The 19439-nt window shown below is 71.0% G+C and carries 17 protein-coding genes and 1 pseudogene; 8 read left to right on the top strand and 10 right to left on the bottom strand.

The window, feature by feature from the left end; translation table 11 throughout:
- Positions 1 to 102 precede the first annotated feature (102 nt).
- The 4 genes from ACFQV6_RS25340 to ACFQV6_RS25325 all read left to right on the top strand — a co-directional run bounded on the left by ACFQV6_RS25340 (position 103) and on the right by ACFQV6_RS25325 (position 3691).
- Positions 103 to 1059 (top strand): ABC transporter ATP-binding protein, encoded by a 957-nt coding sequence (locus ACFQV6_RS25340; RefSeq protein WP_378030074.1) that lies wholly within the window; start codon positions 103 to 105, stop codon positions 1057 to 1059.
- A 73-nt stretch (positions 1060 to 1132) separates the two neighbouring features.
- On the top strand, positions 1133 to 1921 hold the full coding sequence (locus tag ACFQV6_RS25335; protein ID WP_378030073.1) for an ABC transporter permease: 789 nt from the start codon (positions 1133 to 1135) through the stop codon (positions 1919 to 1921).
- A 10-nt stretch (positions 1922 to 1931) separates the two neighbouring features.
- Complete coding sequence (locus ACFQV6_RS25330) at positions 1932 to 3086, top strand: sensor histidine kinase (RefSeq protein WP_378030072.1); 1155 nt, start codon at positions 1932 to 1934, stop codon at positions 3084 to 3086.
- A complete protein-coding gene (locus ACFQV6_RS25325) occupies positions 3083 to 3691 on the top strand; it encodes a DNA-binding response regulator (RefSeq protein ID WP_378030071.1) in 609 nt (202 codons plus the stop codon). Before ACFQV6_RS25330 ends, ACFQV6_RS25325 begins: the two co-directional genes overlap by 4 nt.
- A 1-nt stretch (position 3692) precedes the next feature.
- Here ACFQV6_RS25325 and ACFQV6_RS25320 read toward each other — a convergent pair whose 3' ends face one another.
- A complete protein-coding gene (locus ACFQV6_RS25320) occupies positions 3693 to 4577 on the bottom strand; it encodes a UbiA prenyltransferase family protein (RefSeq protein WP_378030070.1) in 885 nt (294 codons plus the stop codon).
- A 49-nt stretch (positions 4578 to 4626) separates the two neighbouring features.
- The gene (locus tag ACFQV6_RS25315; protein WP_378030069.1) at positions 4627 to 4941 is read right to left on the bottom strand and encodes an STAS domain-containing protein; all 315 of its coding nucleotides are present in this window, start codon (positions 4939 to 4941) and stop codon (positions 4627 to 4629) included.
- A gap of 251 nt (positions 4942 to 5192) precedes the next feature.
- Here ACFQV6_RS25315 and ACFQV6_RS25310 point away from each other — a divergent pair, with 251 nt between their 5' ends.
- Positions 5193 to 6185: an AraC family transcriptional regulator gene (locus ACFQV6_RS25310; protein WP_378030068.1), complete on the top strand. Its 993-nt coding sequence runs from the start codon at positions 5193 to 5195 to the stop codon at positions 6183 to 6185.
- A gap of 9 nt (positions 6186 to 6194) precedes the next feature.
- Here the strand turns inward: ACFQV6_RS25310 and ACFQV6_RS25305 are convergent, their stop codons facing one another.
- The 3 genes from ACFQV6_RS25305 to ACFQV6_RS25295 form a co-directional block, all read right to left on the bottom strand.
- A complete protein-coding gene (locus tag ACFQV6_RS25305; RefSeq protein ID WP_378030067.1) occupies positions 6195 to 6812 on the bottom strand; it encodes a hypothetical protein in 618 nt (205 codons plus the stop codon).
- Positions 6813 to 6837: 25 nt separating this feature from the next.
- Entirely contained in the window at positions 6838 to 8340 is a 1503-nt protein-coding gene (locus tag ACFQV6_RS25300; protein WP_378030066.1) for a multicopper oxidase family protein, read from the bottom strand.
- 156 nt (positions 8341 to 8496) lie between these two features.
- Entirely contained in the window at positions 8497 to 9693 is a 1197-nt protein-coding gene (locus ACFQV6_RS25295; RefSeq protein ID WP_378030065.1) for a serpin family protein, read from the bottom strand.
- 122 nt (positions 9694 to 9815) lie between these two features.
- Here ACFQV6_RS25295 and ACFQV6_RS25290 point away from each other — a divergent pair, with 122 nt between their 5' ends.
- Positions 9816 to 10307 carry a VOC family protein gene (locus tag ACFQV6_RS25290; RefSeq protein ID WP_378030064.1) on the top strand — a complete coding sequence of 164 codons (492 nt, stop codon included), beginning with the start codon at positions 9816 to 9818 and terminating at the stop codon, positions 10305 to 10307.
- A gap of 497 nt (positions 10308 to 10804) precedes the next feature.
- Here ACFQV6_RS25290 and ACFQV6_RS25285 read toward each other — a convergent pair whose 3' ends face one another.
- Together ACFQV6_RS25285 and ACFQV6_RS25280 are read right to left on the bottom strand one after the other, a co-directional pair.
- Complete coding sequence (locus ACFQV6_RS25285; protein WP_378030063.1) at positions 10805 to 12697, bottom strand: discoidin domain-containing protein; 1893 nt, start codon at positions 12695 to 12697, stop codon at positions 10805 to 10807.
- A 116-nt stretch (positions 12698 to 12813) separates the two neighbouring features.
- Entirely contained in the window at positions 12814 to 13785 is a 972-nt protein-coding gene (locus ACFQV6_RS25280; protein WP_378030062.1) for a hypothetical protein, read from the bottom strand.
- A 167-nt stretch (positions 13786 to 13952) separates the two neighbouring features.
- Here ACFQV6_RS25280 and ACFQV6_RS25275 point away from each other — a divergent pair, with 167 nt between their 5' ends.
- Positions 13953 to 14234 carry a DUF4242 domain-containing protein gene (locus ACFQV6_RS25275; RefSeq protein WP_378030061.1) on the top strand — a complete coding sequence of 94 codons (282 nt, stop codon included), beginning with the start codon at positions 13953 to 13955 and terminating at the stop codon, positions 14232 to 14234.
- On the opposite strand, the gene ACFQV6_RS25270 is transcribed toward ACFQV6_RS25275, so the two are convergent.
- Both ACFQV6_RS25270 and ACFQV6_RS25265 read right to left on the bottom strand, forming a co-directional pair.
- Positions 14217 to 16616, bottom strand: a complete 2400-nt coding sequence (locus ACFQV6_RS25270) for a LuxR C-terminal-related transcriptional regulator (RefSeq protein WP_378030060.1) — start codon at positions 16614 to 16616, stop codon at positions 14217 to 14219. The genes ACFQV6_RS25275 and ACFQV6_RS25270 overlap by 18 nt on opposite strands.
- Positions 16617 to 16638: 22 nt before the next feature.
- Positions 16639 to 17085 (bottom strand): annotated as a pseudogene (locus ACFQV6_RS25265) (ATP-binding protein); the annotation flags it as partial.
- A 157-nt stretch (positions 17086 to 17242) separates the two neighbouring features.
- On the opposite strand from ACFQV6_RS25265, the gene ACFQV6_RS25260 reads away from it, so the two are divergent.
- Entirely contained in the window at positions 17243 to 18187 is a 945-nt protein-coding gene (locus tag ACFQV6_RS25260) for a calcium-binding protein (protein WP_378030059.1), read from the top strand.
- On the opposite strand, the gene ACFQV6_RS25255 is transcribed toward ACFQV6_RS25260, so the two are convergent.
- A complete protein-coding gene (locus ACFQV6_RS25255) occupies positions 18177 to 19409 on the bottom strand; it encodes an MFS transporter (RefSeq protein WP_378030058.1) in 1233 nt (410 codons plus the stop codon). The two genes, ACFQV6_RS25260 and ACFQV6_RS25255, sit on opposite strands and share 11 nt — an antisense overlap.
- Positions 19410 to 19439 lie beyond the last annotated feature (30 nt).

The following is a 19439-nucleotide window of genomic DNA, read 5'->3' as shown; positions in this document are numbered from 1 at the left end:
ATCAGCGAGCTGACATATGTCATGCCTAACCCGTGTGCCGCGCACCCGAACTCGTGTGTGACGGCACTGCCCCGCCCGCTTCCCCGCCCACAGACTCGATACATGACGACATCGACGACATCGGCGGCGGTCGAGGTGACCGCTGTGCATCGCCGATATGGCGGTAGCAACGGCTTCGAGGCGGTGCGGGGCGTCTCCTTCGACGTCCGGCGCGGGGAATTGTTCGCGCTTCTCGGCACGAACGGCGCGGGCAAGACCTCCACGATGGAACTGGTGGCCGGCTTCTCCCGGCCGCAGCGGGGCACCGTGCGGGTGCTGGGTCACGACGCGTTCGCCGAGCGGCCCGCCGTCCGCCCCCGCCTGGGGATCATGCTTCAGGAGGGTGGCTTCCCGGCCGACCTGACAGTCGCGGAGACCGCCACCATGTGGGCGGGCACGCTGACCGATGCTCGCCCGGTAGCCGAGGCACTGGACTTGGTTGATCTGGCGCACCGGTCGGCCGTACGCGTAAGGCAGTTGTCCGGTGGTGAACGCCGCCGCCTGGATCTCGCCCTCGCCGTGCTCGGCCGCCCGGAGGTTCTGCTGCTCGACGAGCCCACCACCGGCCTGGATCCGGAGAGTCGCCGCAACGCCTGGCAGATGATCCGCAATCTGCTCGCCGACGGCGCGACGGTGCTGCTCACCACCCACTACCTGCACGAGGCGCAGGAGCTGGCCGACCGGCTGGCGATCATGCATCAGGGCACGATCGTGGCCGCCGGCTCCCCCGCGGAGATCGTCGCCGGGCACCCCGCCCGGATCGTTTTCCGCCTTCCGGACGGGGCCGGGCTCGAGGCGCTGCCCATGCTGCCGGGCCTTCGTGCCGACAGTGACGACGCCGGTCCGGGCCGCGCGGTCACGATCCGCACGGACGCGCTGCAACACACGCTCACCGAGTTGCTGCTCTGGGCGCGGCGGCACGACGTCGAACTGGCAGCTCTGGAGGCCCGTCCCGCCTCTCTCGAGGAGGCTTTCCTCGCGGTCGCCGACGACGAAAACCCTGCGGAGGCACGGGGATGAGCGAGCTTGCGAGCGAATCATCAGGCCCAGTTCGGAGCTCATGGCGGCGCCGGAGCGCAGCGGAGGTGACGGCATGAGCACCACGATTCGGATGAGCCGGCTCCGGTCGGTGGGCTTGGCGGAGTTGCGGCTGTTCGGGCGGAATCGGACAGCCCTGTTCAGTGCCCTGGCGATGCCGCTGATCCTGGCCGCCGCGATCTCCGGCGCCGGCGTCGACGAGTCCCAGGGTTCGGCGGCCACCATCGTCGTCACCTCGCTGCTCGGCTACGTGCTGCTCGCCGCCGTCTACTACAACCTGGTCACCACCTACGTCAGCCGCCGCGAGGAGCTGGTCCTGAAACGGCTGCGCGCCGGCGAACTCTCGGACGGCGAGATCCTCACCGGCATCGCCACCCCGATGGTCGCGGTGGCCCTCGCGCAGATGGTGGTCTTCGTGCTGGTCGGTGCCGTCCTGTTCGGACTGCCCGCGCCGGTCAACGTGTTCCTGCTGCTGGGCGGCGCCCTCGGCGGCGTGGTCGTGTTCGTGCTGCTCGCCGCCCTCTCCACCGAGTTCACCCGTACCACCGAGTCGGCGCAGGTCACCACGCTGCCGGTGATGCTGGCCTGCCTGATCGGTTCGATGATCTACTCGGCTCTCGACGACGCTCCCGAGGTGGTCGTCGCGGTACTGCGGGCGCTGCCGCTCACCCCGGTCGTCGACCTGATGCGGCTCGGCTGGCTGGGCACCACGGGCACGGCGGCGCCGGCCGGCTTCACCGAGGTGTTCGGCGAGGCGCTGGTCCCCGCCGCGATCCTGGCGGCGTGGATCGTCGTGGGCCTGGTGACGGTCCGGCGCCGGTTCCGCTGGGAACCGCGGCGGTAGGTTGACGATCATGATGTCCCGAGCCTCTCGCGTGGACTGGTACATGCGCGGTTCCCTCTACGCGCTGTACGCGACGGTGCCCCTGGCCATCGGGAGCCAGGTCGGGGCGCGGGCCGGCAACGCGGGGCTGATCGCCGGCACGCTGGCGCTGGCACTCGTCGCCGCCTCGATCTCGCTGCTGCACCAGGCGATCAATTTCCGCCTGGGCAGGGCGGCCCGCCCGACATGGCGGGTCGCCCTGGCAGCGGGACTGTGTGTTGCCACGGTCCTGGCGAGCTGGCCGGCCTACGAAGCACCTGACTCGACGTACCCCATGGTTGTGACGTTTGTGGTCGCGGCGTTCCTGACCGCCTGGACCCCCGCGATCTCCACCTTTTTCGCCATCGCGATCGCCGCGGCCGGATGGCTGGTGGCCGCCGGCCCGGCCATCCTCCGGGACGGCACCGCGTTCGCCGCGCACAGCGTCCTGTTCATCCTGCTGCTCGGCATGGTCGCCACCAGCCGCAGCACCGTCTGGATGCTCGACCTGGTCTGGCAGCTCGACGACGCGCAGCAGGTGAGGGCCGACCTGGCGGTCGCCGAGGAACGGCTGCGCTTCGCCCGGGACCTGCACGACGTCGCCGGTCGCGCCCTGTCGGTGGTGGCGCTCAAGGCGGAGCTCGCCGCGAAGCTCGGCGCCCGTGGCCGGCCCGAGGCCGTCGAGGAGATGCATGAGGTACGCAGAATCGCGCAGGACTCTCTCGCAGAACTCCGTGCCGTGGTCAGCGGCCTTCGCACCGCTCAGCTGGACGAGGAGCTGGCCGGTGCCCGTTCGCTGCTGGCCGCCGCCGGGATCACCTGCCGGGTGATCGGTGAGGCCGGCGGGCTCGGGCCCCGGACGCAGACCGCTCTGGGCTGGGCCGTCCGCGAGGCCACCACCAACGTGCTGCGGCACAGTGAGGCCCACGAGTGCACGATCACCCTGGACCGGTCCGCGGACGGCACTGTCACGCTCACGATGACCAACGACGGGGCAGCCGGTGCCCAGTCCGGCTACGGCAACGGGCTGACCGGGCTGACCGAACGGATCACGGCCGTGGGCGGTACCGTCGGCGCCGACCGCGTACCGCCCGACCGCTTCCAGGTCGAGGTGCGGCTACCGGCGACCGAGGAGGTGACGGCGTGACGATCCGGATTCTGCTGGCGGACGACGAGCACCTGATCCGCGGGGCGCTCGCCGCGCTGCTCGCCCTGGAGGAGGACATCACGGTGGTGGGCCAGGCGGCCACCGGCGCCGAGGCGATCGCCGCCGCCCGCGCGCTGCGCCCCGACGTCGCCGTCATCGACCTCCAGATGCCCGACCTCGACGGGGTGACAGTGGCGGCCCGGCTGCAGGCGGAGGTCCCCAACTGCCGCACGATGATCGTGACCAGTCACGGACGGCCCGGCCACCTCAAGCAGGCCCTCGCCGCCGGCGTCCGCGGTTTCCTGCCGAAAACCGTCTCCGCCGACGACCTCGCCATGGTCGTGCGCACGGTTCACGGCGGCGGCCGCTACGTCGACCCGCAGCTGGCCGCCGAGGCGATCAGCGCCGGCGACAGCCCGCTGACCGCCCGCGAGGCCGACGTGCTCCAGCTCGCCGCCGAGGGCGCCCCGGTCGAGGAGATCGCACGGCGCGCCTCGCTGTCGCCCGGGACCGTGCGCAACTACCTGTCGTCGGCGGCCGGCAAGCTCGGCGCGGTGAACCGGCACGAGGCGGCCCGGATCGCCCGCAAACACGGCTGGATCTAGGCTAGCCTGCGGCCACATAGGCCAGGGCGAATCCGACGGTCGGCACGGCGAAGAAGAACGACAGCACGGCCAGCCGGGGGATGCTGGGCCGGCGGGTGAGCAGCGCGTACGCGGCCAGCAGCACCGGCACGGTCACCAGCTGCGGCACGAAGGTCGACCTCGGGACCACCTGGTCCAGCCACGCGAAGCCCACGCAGAGCGCCAGCGCCCCCGCCCACAGCCCGATCCCGAGCCGGTAGGCGACACGCTGCCCGTACCGGACGGCGAACGTGGTGTCCCCAGCTCCCCGGTCGGCGGCCAGGTCGGTCACCGTGGTCGGCACGTACAGGGCGGCGGCGAACAGCACCCCGATCAGCCCGAACTGCCACGGGAACTCCCATGGCGGCCGGGTGATCGACCAGCCCGCAGCCGGTGACAGCACCCCCACCACGAACGCGTTGACCGCCACGTCCCAGCCCGGCCGGGTCTTGAGCCGCAGCGGCGGCACGCTGTACGCCCATCCGAGCAGCAACACCCCGGCAACACCGAGCACGAACAGCGGCCCCACGTACAGCGCGAAGCCCACCGACGCGGCCGCGGCCAGCCAGTACCACCGGCGCAGGCGAACCTCGGAGACCGCACCGGTGACCAGCGGCGCCGTTCCCTTACGCGGGTTCGCGCGATCGCTCGGCAGGTCGTGCAGATCGTTCTGCGCGAGCACCGCAGCCCAGACGAGCGGGCCCAGCACCAGCAGCGCCACCAGCGCGCGGCCCACGTCCCCGGGCTCGGGCAGCCAGGCGTGACCGGCCAGGACGGTGCCCAGGTACGCGGGTACCCAGGACACCGGCCAGAACCACGGCCTCGACACAGCGACGAGCACCGCCGCGGGACGCTCCCTGATCGTCATGCCGACCAGGATCGCCGTCCGCCGCTGTGCCCGCGCTGAGAGCGTCGCCCTACTTGGCGACCACGAAGCTGTCGTGCAGGTTGGTCACCTCGAGCACCATCCGCACCACCGGCCCCGGGTTGCTGAGCCGCAACGTCGCACCCTTGGCCTCAGCCGCACGGCGCGCCGCGACCAGCATGCCCAGACCCGATGAGTCCAGGAACGTCACCGAACTCATGTCCACCTCGACATGCGGGCAGTCGCCGCGGTCGATGACCTGCTGAAGCACCTGACGCAGCACGGCGGCGTTGTCGATGTCCACGTCGCCCTCCGGAACGACGACCAGGGTGTCGCCGTTGCGCTCGATAGTGCAGTCGAACGACATGAACCGCTCCCCTCCCCACAGACGCTGTGATCAGCGTCGGCCACCCCTACCCATCGATGCCTCCGGCAAAACCGGAAGCGCGCAGGATTTTACTCGATTCACAGCGGCCGAACCGTCGGCGGGCCACGGCTCGCGGAGCGTACTTCGCGCGGAGTAGGGCATTCGGCCGGGGCAGTTGCCGTATGACAAAGAAGCGCTCAATATCGAGCGAGATGTCGGGGGAATGGCGAACGGCTCGGAGGGCGGGCTTGATGGAAGCGCGTCGCGGTGGCACCCAGTCCTACGCGATCACGGTGCGGACGGGCGATCTGGCTGAGGCTCGGGCGGTCTGCGGGGAGCACCTGTACCCGCGATCGATGCGCCTGGTGGAACCCGGTTCCAGGCTCGACGCCAGGTTCGCGTTCCTGCAGCTGGGGGCCATCACTCTGGGCGACGTGCGGTACGGGGCCGCAGTCGCCGGCGTGACCGGCGAGCTGGGCAGTTACCACGTCAACGTGGCGCGGTCCGGCCGCTTCTTCGCCGGGCAGGACGGCCGGCCGATCAGCGGTGGCCCGGGGCACGCGGCCGTCTACCGGCCGGTCGGCCTGACCGAGCTGCACTATGCCAGCGCCGACTGTCACCTGCTCGCCCTCAAGATCGATACGCAGGCTCTGGAGACCCACCTCCACCTGGCGCACGACGTCACCGTCCGGGGCGCGATCAGGTTCACCGGCCGGCTCGACGTGGATCGGGCGCCGGGCCGCACGTACGCCTCCCTGATCCACTTTCTGGCCGGGGAGATCGGGAATACCGACAGCCTGTGCTTCGAGCCGATCGTTGCGGCACCGCTGGAGGAGGCGTTGATGACGGCACTGCTGGTCTCCGCCGACCATCAGTACCACGACGCGATGCGATCGGACGTACCCGTACGAAATCGGTCCGGCGGCATCGCGCCCGCGATCGACGCCGTCCACGCCGAACCGCGGCGGGCCTACACCGTGGCGGGCCTCGCCGAGATCGCCGGGACCACGGCCGGCCGGTTGCGCGCTGCCTTCCGGCGGCAGTTCGGAACCACCCCGATGACGTACGTACGTGAGGTCCGCCTGATGCGCGCCCACGAGGAACTCCTCGGCGCCGACCCGGACCGGACGTCGATCACCGCCGTGGCCCACCGCTGGGGTTTCACCGGGCCGGGCCGATTCACCGAACTCTACCGGGCGCGGTTCCACGTCTCACCAGCGGAGACACTGCGCGGCGACGACTGACGGACCCGCCTACCCGGGAGAGCAGAACCGCACGAGCGCCGCCGCGTCCACCGGATCGATCCACTCGTACGTCCCCCGCAGCAGATCCGCCCGCTGGTCCACCGTGGCGACGGCCGCCGTCATCTCCCCCCATGGCATCGTCACGTGCAGCAGCGTCCGCTCGATCCCGGACGGCAGCGACGGCACCCCGTCGTCCCCGGTCGCCCGCAACAGCAGCCCGTCCGTCGAGATGTCCTCCACCCGCCCCGACACCGCCACCAGGCGGCGCCCCACCGGCCGGTCGATCTGGGCCGTCCCCGCCGCCGGATAGGTCCCCGGTTTCCGGGCCGACGCGCGCCGCTGCACCACCTCGGTCGGCGCGTCACCGATGATCTGCAGCTGGCCGTCGCGCAGTTCCGCCTCGGCCCAGGTCACGCCGGAGCTGGTGACCAGCTCGACGATGCCGATGCGCCGGACGCCCGGCCCGTCGAGGCTCAGCACGGGGATCGCCGGCAGCTCGGTGAAGAACTCCGCACTCACGTCGGCGAGCGTGACGACGACGGCGTCCTGCGCACCCGGGTTACGCAGGGTGAGGCTGCTCCCCGCCGGCACCGTGATCATCGAGCCCTCCCGACCGTCGTCAGCCACCTAGCCATAAACGATCATATCGGGATCATCCACCGTGCGAGTGGTGCGCGCCGACCCGGGCCGAACCGCCCGGTTCGACGACCACGAACTGGCCCATCATTCCCTCGTCCTCGTGGCGCAGCACGTGGCAGTGGAACATGTACGGCGTCTCCGGATCAGCGAAGTCCGCGAACCTCATGATCACCGTGTAGCCCTCGTGCGGCGGCAGGTAGACCGTGTCCTTCCAGCCGCTCAACGACGGCGGCACCGGCTCGCCGCCGGTACGGCTCAGCACCTGGAACTGCACGTCGTGAAGGTGGAAGCTGTGCGGCGTACCGTGCCCGTTGCGAACCGTCCAGACCTCGGTGGTGTCCCGCGTGACCACCGCGTCCACCCGGGCACCTTCCATCTTGCGGCCGTTGATGTCCCGTTCGGTGAAGGTCATCTCCCGGGTCTGCGCCGCCGAAGCCGGATCGAGCCGCGGCGTCTCCACCAGGGTCCCCGGCGTCGCCGGGCTGTCCCGCAGCGCGGCCGCCGCACGCAGCTCGAGCACGTCGAACCTGTCGCCACCACCCTGGAACCGCCGTATCGCGAAGTCACCCTCCGGCGCCGGCGGACCGCTGCGCAGCACCACCCGCTCCCCCGGCCTCATCGCCACCAGCACCTCGGCCCGCTCACCCACCGACAGCTGGAGGCGGTCCAGCCGATGCGGCCGGTCGAGAAGCCCCCCGTCCGTGCCGATCAGCGTGAACGGCCGCCCGTCCGACAGCGAGAAGTTGAAGATCCGCGCCGTGGCCGCGTTCAGCAGCCGCAACCGCACCAGCGAGGTGGTCACGTCCAGATACGGCCCGGCCGTCCCGTTGACCAGCACCGAGTCACCGAGAATCCCGATCTCACTGCCGAACGGCCCGCTCTCCGACAGCTGCCCGTCGTCGTCGAACGCCTTGTCCTGCACCATCACCGGCACGTCGTCGACGCCGTACTCGTGCGGCAGCGCCGCCACATCGGTCCCCGGGTCGTCGATCAGGAACATCCCGGCAAGCCCTCGGTACACCTGCTTCTCGGTCCGCTCGTGCGGATGCGGGTGGTACCAGAGCGTCGCCGCCGGCTGATCGACCTTCCACTCCGGCGAGAACGCCGCCCCCGGCCGGATCGGCGTCTGCGGCCCACCGTCCATCCGCGCCGGCAGATGCATGCCGTGCCAGTGCACCGTGGTGTCCTCCGCCAGCCCGTTGCTGACGTTCACCACCACCCGCTCCCCACGCTTCGCCCGCAGCGTCGGCCCGAGATACGACCCGTTGTAGCCCCAGGTCGCCGTCGCCTTCCCCCGCCCCAGATCACTCTCCCCCGCCTGCGCCCGCAGATCGAACACCCTCCGCCCCTGCTCGTCGACAGTGGACTTCGCCAGCGGCGGCACCGCCAGCCTCCGCTCGAACGCCACCTTCCCCACCGTGTCCAGCCCCGGCCGGGTCAGCACCCACACACCCACGCCCGCACCGGCGACAACCAGCACGGAAACCATCAGGCCACCGATCAACCACCTACGCATGCTCCGAAGGCTGCCGTCACGCGGGCGCGGCGGCCAGACCTGCACAAACATGCGGGGGAAAGCTGGGTGCCTCCCCGGACGCCCGTCTCAGGGAAATTCCATGCATCCGTACGCCTACCGCGCTCAGGGTCAGCCTGAGCCTCCCCGGAGCGATCGTCAGGAGCGCGGGTCGGTGACAGCTCCCAGGAAGAGAACGGTGCCCGTCTCCCGGTCGGAGATCGTGAACGCGAACGGCCGGTCCACCCGGAACACCCGCTGATTGATCTGCGCCGACGTCGCCATCGACCCGCCGGAGACCGCGGCGGCCTCCGTACCCTTCTCATCGACTTTGATATAGGTCTTGTGCATCACCGTCTCCAGCCACGGCTCCACCGGCGACATCGGCCGGAAATCCGCCTCCCCGGGTGTGAACGCCGCCGAGACTCCCAGCTTCCGCAGCGCCGGCGTCATCTCGCCCTTCCACCGGAGTTCGAACCGCGGCACCGCCACCTCGTCGAGCGTCTGCTCGGTCAGGCCGTCGACCGCCGCACGCCACTCGGCGGCGTCCAGCGACCCGAGCAACGAGGGAAGCGACTCGTCCGGGAGCAGGATCTCCATGCCGTACCGGCCGTCCTCGCCGTAGGGCATCCGCAGCATCCGATAGCCGTCCCGCTCCACGTACCCGAACTTCTTGTCCGCCAGGTGCATCGTCGGCACCTCGCCCACACCCTCGAACGTCTCCGGCCGGGTGTCGCCCTTGTCGAACTGGGTCTTCCACTCGCCGAGGAAGTAGACCGCGTTGAGCAGCACCAGAGCCGCATCCGGGTTCGGCAGCCCGAGGTCACCGGCGATCTTGTCGATCAGCCCGTTGGTGTTCTTGCCGGCCCACGCGTCGATCTCCTCGGCGGTCCCCGGCGACCCGAGGTCACGCTCCTCAGCGGTGGCACCCAGCGTGCGCCGCAGGAACGTCAGATAGTCCTCCTCGAACGGGCGCCCCTCGTCCGCCCAGAGCGAGTTGGCCACCGACAGCGTCACCTCGTCCGTGTCAGCCAGCTTCCGCAGCAGCGCACCGACCCGCACATCGCGCCGATCACTCAGATGCAGCGCCTTCGCGATCTGGTCCGCGGTGGTCCCGTCGGCGCCGGCCAGGATCATCGACAGCAGCACGGTCATCGACAGGGGCGCCGTCACCGCGTTCTCCCGGCCGTCCGTCACCTCGGAGAACAGGTCGAAGGCGAACGCGTTCACCGCATCACCCACCGCCCGCGCGTCACCCGGTTCCAGTTCGGCGACCAGTCGCGCATCGATCCGCCCCGCGTCACCCGGAGCGCCGCCCGAGCCACATCCGGCCACCATCAACACTCCGACGATCAAGACCGCAAACCCTTTTCTCGTACGCACGAGCGCCCACCTCCCGCCGGATAGGACGCCACACCAGTCACGACGGTTCCACCAGCGGCCGGAGACTGACCTGAATCGACGCCAGGATCAGTGGCATGATTCTGCTTCCCGCCGAGTCCGTCCCGGGCACCGGCGCCGTGCTCAACCCGTTCGTGATCGTGGACGACGCGTCCGGCTTCCTCGATTTCGTGTCCGAGGTTTTCGGTGTACCGGAAACCCTCGAGGCGAGAACCCCGGCGCCCGACGGCAAGCTCATCCACGCGCAGCTGCGCCTCGGCACCGTGGACCTGATGGTCGCCGACAGGCTCGACGGCTGGCCCGCACGTCCCGCCCTGCTCCAGGTGTGGGTCAACGACGTGGCCGCGACCCTGGCGCGCGGCGTCGCGAACGGCGCCACCATCGTCACCGAGGCGACACCCTTCTACGCGGAGACGACCCTCGGCCGGATGCTGGACCGGTGGGACAACCTGTGGTGGTTCTGGGCGCCCGCCCCGGGCCGGCCCGATCCCCTGCCCGCCTGGGAGGGCGGCCCGGACGTCGTCTTCTCCACCCTCGACGAAACACTCAAGGCCCTGGCCAAGCGCTGACCGTCTACAGTGGCCGCCGTGCACGTCGCCGGCGCCAACGGGACGGTCCGCACCGTCCGCCAGGTTCTGCGCGTGCATGGGCTCTCCGACGGCGCCGTTGAGCGCTCCCGCCTCACCGTCATCCTCGGCTCGCCATGACAATCTGACACACCCCTCAACGCCAGCCGACCAAACCAGCTGGGCGTGAGCGGCGTTTTCACCGCCCGAGGCACCCCTGAACGCCAGCCGGCTGGGCCGGCTGGGCGTGAGCGGCGCTTTTCACCGCCCGAGGCACCGCTCAGCGCCAGCCGGTTGCGCCGGCTGGGCGTGAGCGGCGCTTTTCGCCGCCCGAGGCACCGCTGAGCGCCAGCCGACTGGGCCGGCTGGACGTGAGGGGTGCTTTTCGCCGCCCGAGGCACCGCTGAGCGCCAGCCGGCTGGGCCGGCTGGGCGTGAGGGGTGCTTTTCGCCGCCCGAGGCACCGCTTAGCGCCAGCTGGTTGCGAGTACAGGGACGGGGTTAGTTTTTGTAGAGGCGCACGTCGGCCACGCTCCACCAGCCTGCGCTGCTGCTGGTCGCGGTTATGCGCAGGTGGCGGGCGCGGGTGGGTGGCAGGTTGATGTTCGTCAGCTGGCCGGTGCCGAGGCCGGCCGCCGCGGTGGTCCAGGTGCGGCCGTCGCGGCTGACCGAGAGTTCCCAGGAGCGGGCGTAGTCGCCGAGGTTGCCGCCGCTGTCGACGGCCACGCGGCGGAAGGTGCGGGTGGCGCCGAGGTCGACCTGGAGGTATTGGCCGGGGGTCTGGGCCGCGCCGCTGGACCAGCGTGTTGAAGCGTCACCGTCGACGGCCAGGAGAGGGCCCTCGCCTGCGGGGGATGCGGTGGCGGTGGCGCCGGTCAGGGAGAGTTCGTGCGGGTGGGCGGTGACGGAGCGGGGCAGGACGAAGGTGGCCAGGGCGCCGCCGGGGAGGGTGTATTCGAGGAGGCGGTCGCCCACCGAGACGGCGAAGGGGCGGGGGTCGTCGTTCTGGTTGTGGACGATCAGGGCTGTGGTGCCGTCGGGGTTGCGGAAGGCCACGTCCATGATCTGGCCGTTCCAGCCGGTGGTGCCGAAAGAAGTGCTGGCGATGCGTACGGCGCCGGGCCGCACGAATTTCGCAAGGTGGCCGATGGTGTAGTACTCGGCGTCGGTACGGAGCGTGCCGTCGGGCAGCAGGGTGAGCAGGCCGGTGCAGGTGCCGCAGCCGCCCAGGTGCGGGCCGCCGGTGCTGTCGAGGGCGATGTTCCAGTTGACCACCGACTTGCCCCAGTTGCGGGTGACGCCGATGACGAGGTTGCGGGCGTGCCAGGTCAGGGTGCCGCGGAAGATCTGCGCGTCGGTGTCGCCGGGGCCGTGCGAGCCGGAGCACTCGGTGAACCAGATGCCCTTGCCGGGGTGCGCGTCGTGCAGGGTGGTCTGCGCGCTCGGGTCGCCGGAGTAGCAGTGGTAGGCGGTGCCGGCCAGCCACTTCGCGGCGGGGGTGTCGAGGAGCTGGTACGGGTAGTCGGTCTCGGGATCCTCCCCCGGCGGGGTCGACTCGACGTCTCCGGGATGGGTTTGCCAGTTGTGGTCGTACCCGAGAATCTTGGTCTTCTTGAGAAGCGGGCCGAGCCTCTCGATCACGGCGGCCTGCTGGCGGACCGGCATGCCGGTGCCTGGGTACCCACCGGGGCGGCGGTTCTGCGGCTCGTTCTGCACGGTCAGATAGTCGATCGGTACGCCGGCGGCGGTGTAGGCCCGCACGAACTCAGCCAGGTAACGGGCGTAGGCGTCGTAGATCCGCGGATCGTCCTTGAGCCTGCCGCCGACCAGGGAGTCACCGGTCTTCATCCAGGCCGGCGGGCTCCACGGGGTGGCGAGGATCTTCAGGGACGGATTCAGCGACCGGGCCCGGCGCAGCAGCGGCAGGATCTGGGCGCGGTCGTGATCGATGCTGAAGTGGCGCAGCGCGAAGTCGGTCTGCCCGGCCGGGACGTCGTCGTAGGTGTAGTGCTCGGCGGCGGCGGTGAAGTCCGACGAGCCGATCGGCTGGCGCAGGAAGCTGACGCCGATACCGTGCCGGGTGTCGAAGAGGTCCCGCATCGCGCGGTCCCGCTGTGCTGGTGAAAGGCGGTGGAGGACCGCGGCGGACGAGTCGGTGATCGAGGCGCCGAAGCCGTCCATCCGCTGGTAGGTGCGCTCCGGGTTGATCGTGATGGTCGGGTGCGTGCTCTCGCCGCGGCGGAACTTCACCGGGGCTCGTTCGTGGAGCAGCTCGGCCCGATCGACAGTGGTCACCCAGACCCGTGCGGCGGGTGACGGCGGCCTCGCGATCGCCGCCGACCCGCCGGTGAACAGCAGCAGAGTTCCGAACAGTCCCGCTACAACGCGCCGCATCCCGTCCCCCAATGAAACAGATGAAACAGAGATCGATAGCTGTTGTCAGCGAAACAGTTCGGAAACACGCCGGTCAAGCGGAAGTCGTTCCGGAACTCATGTAACTGATGAAACAGTCACCGGCCGCAGTTCTCGCAGGGGCGGCGCGTCGCCAGGTGATAGTCGCTCGACGCCACGATCAGGCCGAGCCCCAGCACGCAGTAGGCGGACATCGCGACCAGCAGAAACGTGTCCGAGAACTGGCTGACCGACCCGGACGCCAACTGCACCATGCCCATGCCGAAATAGGCCACGATGCCGACGCCGAGGCCAAGACCGGGGATCAACAACAACAACCGGGGGATGGTACGGCCGGCGAGCAGCGGTACCCACCGCGGCCAGATCCTGCCCCAGCCGTGCACCAGAGCGAGCGGCAGCAGAATTCCGGCCAGCAGCAGGCCGATCTCCAGCCCGATCAGCGAGGGCTCCTGGTGGAGGTCGTCGAAGCCCACCATGGTTTGTGCGGCGAACCTGGCCACCAGTCCGGTGACGGCGGCGTAGGCGGCGTACACGGCCCAGCGTGCCGGTGTTCGGCGCGCCGATGCCTCCTGCCGGCGTGCCGGTGCCTCAGGCCGGTGCTTGGGTTCGCCGGTGCGGCAGCACGACGGGCAGTCGCCGCGGGTGCGCCGCTGGTAGCGGGCGACGGCCAGGCCCAGCAGCACAGCCCCGCTGACACAGCCGATCCGGCTGGCGAACGGAAGCGGGTCGAAGTTCGGCCCGACGTGCAACAGCAGGAACCCGACGAGTTCCGGCAGCAGGATCGCCGCGGAGGCGACCAGGGCGCCGGCGACGGTCCAGGCGGCCCCGGCCAGCACCGGCCGCCAGGTCACCGCCCGGTCCAGGACGACAGCGATGGCGCCGGCCGCCACACACAGCGCGACCGACCACCACCCGGTGAAGCCGAGCAGATCCGACCCGAACGGCCCGAAGTCCGGAGCCTCACCGACCGTCCAGAGCAGACGCACGCCCCCGTATGCCACGGCCCAGCCGAGCACCGCGTACGTCAATCCCCGCCCGGCATCCCGAGTGATAACCACCGATGTCGTCATGCCCCGATCGTCACGCACCGGCACCGCGGCCGATTCCCGCCCGGAGGGGATCCGTGTCCCTCTTCCGAGGGAGAGGCGGGCCGCCGGGCATAGCCAATTCTGGTCATGCGTGCCGGGCGCGAGGCGTGGTCCGCTCGGAGGGAGACGACTGAGGAAGAAGGCCCGTCATGCCGATTTTCATGGTCGAGCGCCAATTCGCCGAGGCGCTGGCAATCAGCCGCGAGGAAGCCGACCGGATCAACCTGATCAATGACGAGGAGGGCGTCCGATGGTTCCGGTCGTTCCTCTCCGCCGATCTGCGTAAAACGTTCTGCCTCTATGAGGCGCCGAGCGCGGATCACATCCGCCGGGCGGCGGAGCGGGCCGGCATCCCGGCCGACAAGATCGAAGAACTCACCGGGATGGTCGAGCCGCACGGGGTGATCGTCGCGTTACAGCAGCCCGTGTGACGTGGCGTAGCGGGCGGCCTGGGTACGGTTCGCCGAGCCGGTCTTCAACAAGATGCTCCGCACATGGTTGGCGGCGGTGTTCTCGGTGATGAACAGCCTCGCCGCGATCTGCCGGTTGCCGAGCCCCTGGGCGATCAGCGCCAGGACCTCCCGCTCCCGGCGGGTGAGCCCGTCCGGTCCGGTGTCCCGCGGTCCGGCTTCGGCCGGCCCGGCGGCACGCGCGGTCCGGATCGAACCCGCCACCCTCGCCGCTTCCCGGGTCTGCCGGGCGAGTTCGGGAGCCGGGGCGGACGTCCCGCGCCGAGCGTGGCACAGCCGGGCCAGCAGGGTGTGTGCCACGTGCACCGGTGCCGCCATCCGGCTGTCCATCTCCGTCGCGGCGGCGAACGACGCCTCCGGATCGTGTTCGCCGGTCAGCGAGTCCAGCGCGCCGAGGTAGCGGTCGGCGCTGCCGAACACGGCGTCGAAGCCTCCGGAGATCAGGTTGCACCCGGCGTACTCGGCGATCATCGGACGCAGGCGCCGGGCCGTCGGCTCGTCCTCGATCGCGACCGTGGCTTCGGCCAGGAACGCGAGCACGCCCGGCCACGACGACGAGCGCTGGTGTGCGGTCAGCTGCTCGTCGATGATCCACCGGAGCAGGCGGGCCGTGTCCTGCCGCCGGCCGAGCTCGGTGTAGGTGGCCAGCAGCCCGGGTGCCCAGTGGCCGGCCGGGTCCTCCTGCCCGGTGACCAGCGGCCGGATCACGTCGAGACCACCGGTCTCGCGCCGCAGCATGAACATCTGCAGGCCGTGCGGCCCCTCCGTGTTGCTGCTGCCGATCTGCCTTCCCAGCTGGTACGCGTGCACGCTGGACAGCTCCGCCCCCGCGAAGTCCCCGGTCACGAACTGCCGCGCGTAGGTCATGCAGGCCGCCTGGTACTCCAGGACCGGCTGGCCGGACACCCGCGCGTAGTAGACGAGATCCGCCAGCGCCGCCGCCACGTCCTCCGGCCATCCGTACAGGTAGGCCCGCACAGCGCGGTGGTACGCGCCCGGGCCCAGGTGCGTGGCGTTGCCGGTCCGCTTCGCCAGCTCCCACAACGATCGGGCCCGCCGCATCGCCGCGTCCGCGGACTCCTCGGGGTTGACCAGGGTGAGCCGGATGATCTCGGGCTGGGCGAGCAGTACGTGCGCCAGAAGTTCCTCGTCGCCGCGTTCCCGGGCGAGGTGCGCGGCGCGGGCCGACACCTGCTCGGCCTGCTCGACGGCGCCGCTGAATGCCAGCGCGCGGCTGAGGCTGCCGAGTCCCCGCACGTAGGTGGCGTCGTGCGGCGCCTCGGAGAGCGCCCGCGTCAGCACATCGGTCGCCTGCTGCCCGGGGCGGCCGATCCACCAGGACGCTTCCTCCAACCCGATGGCGGCTCGCAGCAGCAGGGCGCCCTCGCTGTGCGCGGCGACCCGCTCGTTGAGGTCGCGGGCGCGGGCGAAGTCGGCGCCGAGCATGTACCGATGTGCCGCCTCCAGCAGGAGTGCGTCGCTCTGCGGTATCGCGTCGGCCAGGCCGGCGGCCTGCTCCAGCAGGGCCCCGGCGTCGGCGTGGGCGAGTCCGCACCCCGCGATCTCGGCGGCCGCGGTCAGGTACCGCACGGCCTGGGTGCGGTATCCGAGAACGTGGGCCCGCGCGTAGTGATGGGCCAGCTGCTGGATCCGTTCGCCGGTCAGCGGCTGCCTGCTCTCGATCACCTCGGCGACCCGCGCGTGCGCACGGACCACGAGGGATGGAGCGGCCAGTTCCAGGATGCCCTGCCGGGCGAGCGCGTGCACGAACCTGAAGGGTGCGGGTGGACGTCGTTCGACGAGGCATCCGGCGACGGCCCGGTCCAGGGTGTCCAGCGTCAACTCGGCCGGGACACCGGCCGCGCTGCTGACCGCGGTGATGTCGATGTCGTCGCCGGCGACCGCGGCGAACTCCAGGACCCGCCGCTGCTCCGCGGGAAACGTGTCGAGCCGGATCTGGAAGGCGTCGCGGACCGACTGCGGAACCGGGGTGTCGGTGATCCGCCCGGCCGGCACGCCCCGAGCCAGCAGCTCTCGCCAGAGCTCACGGAGGAAGAACGGGTTGCCACCGGTACGCTCCCGCAGGTCCGCTGCCTGCCGCCGGCTGACGCCGAGGTACTCGACGATGTCGCCGGTCTCCATGCCCTCGAGGTCCAGCTGGTGCACACCGTCGAGACGGCGGAGCTGGGCGAGCTGCCGGGTGAGCAGCTCGGAGCGGTCCGGTGCCGTGCTCCGGCAGGTGAGGATGATCAGAATTCGGGCGTCCGGCAGCCGCTCGACGAGGTAGATGAGCAGCTGCACGGTGGCGTCCCCGGCCCAGTGCATGTCCTCCAGCACCAGCACCAGCGGCTGCTGGGCGGGCGGCCGCGGCGAAGGCGTCGACTGCGGCGTCGTACAGCTCCCGGCGCCGCTGCGGGTGCGGCGGCGCGAGCCCTTCGCCGGGCGCCCGCCCGGCCAGGACCGACAGCCGGCTGCGGTGGCTGGGCCGATCCGGTGACTCGTCCCGGACCGCGGGCAGCAGCGCCTCGATGGGCCTGACGAACGGCTGGTAGGGCAGGCTCAGATCCGCCGAGCACGCGCCGTGCAGGATCGCCGCTCCGTCCTCGTACAGGGCGGCGGCGGTGTGGGCGGCGAGCCGCGACTTTCCCGCACCCGGCTCCCCGGACACCACGACAACCTGCCGTGCGCCCTCGGCCGCGGCTGACCATGCCTGCCGGAGGACGGCCAGGTCCGGGGCACGCCCCACAAAAGCGGGGTGCCCTGTCCAGCGAGCGGCGAAGAGCGGCCGCTCCCAACCCTCCAACTCGACCATCTCGGCTGAAACCTCCGCCGGCAGGCGCGAAAGGCGCTCGTAGCCAGATTCGGCCACCCGGGCGGCCACCCGCAAGATGGTGGGTTCTGGTCATGTTGCGGCGGGCGCCGAAATCCAGCCTGAGGGGAGGAACAACCAGCCCGAGGAGAGGCAAACCATGCACACTCGCATCAGGGACCTGAGCCACGTCCTGCTGGTCACCGCCGCGATGGCGACGGGCCCGCTCGGTACGGCGCTCCACTCCGCCACGACCGCGCTGCCACCCAACGTCCACGTCGCGGGCAGCACCCTGTTCGTGACCGCGGACGTCAACCGCTGGGACAACATCCGCGTCACGATGAGCAACGGCGACTTCGTCGTGAACAGGACCGGCAACGCCGCCTACCTGCGTCCCGGGGCACGGTGCGCCCCGCGCGCCAACGGCACGCTGTTGTGCCAGGGCGAGCACGTGACCAGCGTCCGGATCGACACCGGTGACTTCACCGACTCCATCGTCGCCGCGGTGACGGTGCCGGTCACCGCGAAGGGCGGTACGGGCCGCGACACCATCAACATGTCCGGGCAGCGCGCACCACACAACACCCTGTACGGAGGCGGCGGCAACGACACCGTCATCGGCAGCGCCCACGCCGACACTCTGCTGGGCGACGAACAGGACGACACTCTGGACGGTCTCGGCGGCGCCGACGTCTTCGCCGGTGGCACGGGCCGTGACCACGTCACCTACGCGAGCAGAGGAGGCCCGGTGATCGTGACGTCCGACAGGCGGCCCAACGACGGTGGGCTGGGCGAGCGGGACAACGTGGGTTCGGACGTCGAGGATGTGACCGGCGGCCGCGGAGCCGATCGCCTGTTCGGCAACTCGCTGGACAACCGGCTCGCCGGTAACGGCGGCGACGATGTCCTCGTCGGCGACCGGGGCCGTGACGACCTGGTCGCCGGCGCGGGCAGTGACACCCTTCTCGGCGGTGCCGGGCGGGACAGGCTCTACGCCGACGACAACGACAGCAGGCTCGACGTGCTGTTCGGGGACGCGGACCGCGACCTGTGCGTCATCACCCCGGCCGACATGCGCATGACCTGCGAGGTCTTCACAAGGTGACCAGCTCGGGCGTTGCCCGGTGCACCCTGCCGGGGAACGCCCGGAACAGCCGCCGGGCCACCACCAGGGCGACGCCGAGGGCGATGGTCAGCACCGCGGAGAGCAGCAGCGTCGGCTGTGCGCCGAACTCGGCCACGGCCGGGCCGCCGGCGAGAGTGCCCAGGGCCGTCGACGGGATGGTCAGCGCGGTGCGGGTCGCCAGCACCCGGCTGAGCAGGTGCGGCGGGCTGGCCTGCTGGAACAGCGCCACACAGATCGCCGTGAACGGGCCGTAGATCAGACCGCCGACCGCCAGCCCGGCCAGCCCGGCCCAGACCGCATGGGTCAGCGCCAGCGGCAGCAGCGCCGCACCCCACCCGACGATGATGCCGACGACCACAGTGGACAGCCGCCGGGCGTGCAGCAGGCCGGCGCCCAGACCGCCCGCGACCGCCCCGACGCCGAACGCCGTCCAGTACGCGCCGAGCAGCGCCGGCGACCCACCCAGATCGTGGGCGACGTAGATCGGCAGCGCCACCTCGACCGGCCCGTACAGGAGGAAGAACACGCACGTCACACCCAGCAGCCCGAGCAGTCGCGGCTGACCGAGAACGATCCGCCAGCCGGCCGCGGTGGAGGGAGGTGTGACGGTCCCGCCGCGCCGGATGAAGGCACAGCTCACCGCCAGCACCGCGAAGCTGAGCGCGTCGAAGGCGATCACCCACCCCGGCCCGGTGACAGCCGCCATCCCGCCCGCGAGCGCCGGCCCGATCACGAACGCGGCCTGCCCGAACGTCGAGATCAGCGCATTGCCCGCCAGCCGATCCCGCTCCGGCAGCAGCTCCGCGACCAGCGTGTAGGTGCCCGCACTCCCCCACGCGTGCAGCAGCGACGACAGGGCCAGCAGCACCACATAGCCCACGGGATCGAGTCGGCCGGTCACCGCGAGCACCGCGATCGCGCCGAGAGCCACCGCACGCACCGCAGCGTCCGCCGCGACCAGCTGGGCACCGCTGAACCGGCGGACGAGCCTGCTGAACAGCGCCGCCCCGAGCGTCGCGGGCAGGCTGTAGGCGGCGACCGCCAGACCGGTCCAGATCGCCGTCTGCCCGGCCGGCGCGATCTGCACGGCGAGCCACGCGACCGCGACCATGGTCATGCCGTCGCCGAGCGCCGACACCGCCAGACCGGGCAGAATCCGGCGCAACCGGGGCTGCTCGATCACCTGCCGATAGTGCTTCACGACAAAACCTCCTTGGGGTACGGCGTAAGC

This window comes from Actinoplanes sp. GCM10030250, assembly GCF_042666575.1.
Classification (GTDB): Bacteria; Actinomycetota; Actinomycetes; order Mycobacteriales; family Micromonosporaceae; genus Actinoplanes.
The sequence above is the reverse complement of the archived record's forward strand: the minus strand, read 5'-3'. Positions and strand labels throughout refer to the sequence as shown.

What these genes read in the sequence shown, in the direction of transcription:
- ACFQV6_RS25340 (WP_378030074.1), top strand. Translation starts at nt 103, where the DNA reads ATGACGACATCGACGACATCGGCGGCGGTCGAGGTGACCGCTGTGCAT.
- ACFQV6_RS25335 (WP_378030073.1), top strand. Translation starts at nt 1,133, where the DNA reads ATGAGCACCACGATTCGGATGAGCCGGCTCCGGTCGGTGGGCTTGGCG.
- ACFQV6_RS25330 (WP_378030072.1), top strand. Translation starts at nt 1,932, where the DNA reads ATGATGTCCCGAGCCTCTCGCGTGGACTGGTACATGCGCGGTTCCCTC.
- ACFQV6_RS25320 (WP_378030070.1), bottom strand. Translation starts at nt 4,577, where the DNA reads ATGACGATCAGGGAGCGTCCCGCGGCGGTGCTCGTCGCTGTGTCGAGG.
- ACFQV6_RS25315 (WP_378030069.1), bottom strand. Translation starts at nt 4,941, where the DNA reads ATGTCGTTCGACTGCACTATCGAGCGCAACGGCGACACCCTGGTCGTC.
- ACFQV6_RS25310 (WP_378030068.1), top strand. Translation starts at nt 5,193, where the DNA reads ATGGAAGCGCGTCGCGGTGGCACCCAGTCCTACGCGATCACGGTGCGG.
- ACFQV6_RS25300 (WP_378030066.1), bottom strand. Translation starts at nt 8,340, where the DNA reads ATGCGTAGGTGGTTGATCGGTGGCCTGATGGTTTCCGTGCTGGTTGTC.
- ACFQV6_RS25290 (WP_378030064.1), top strand. Translation starts at nt 9,816, where the DNA reads ATGATTCTGCTTCCCGCCGAGTCCGTCCCGGGCACCGGCGCCGTGCTC.
- ACFQV6_RS25285 (WP_378030063.1), bottom strand. Translation starts at nt 12,697, where the DNA reads ATGCGGCGCGTTGTAGCGGGACTGTTCGGAACTCTGCTGCTGTTCACC.
- ACFQV6_RS25280 (WP_378030062.1), bottom strand. Translation starts at nt 13,785, where the DNA reads ATGACGACATCGGTGGTTATCACTCGGGATGCCGGGCGGGGATTGACG.
- ACFQV6_RS25275 (WP_378030061.1), top strand. Translation starts at nt 13,953, where the DNA reads ATGCCGATTTTCATGGTCGAGCGCCAATTCGCCGAGGCGCTGGCAATC.
- ACFQV6_RS25260 (WP_378030059.1), top strand. Translation starts at nt 17,243, where the DNA reads ATGCACACTCGCATCAGGGACCTGAGCCACGTCCTGCTGGTCACCGCC.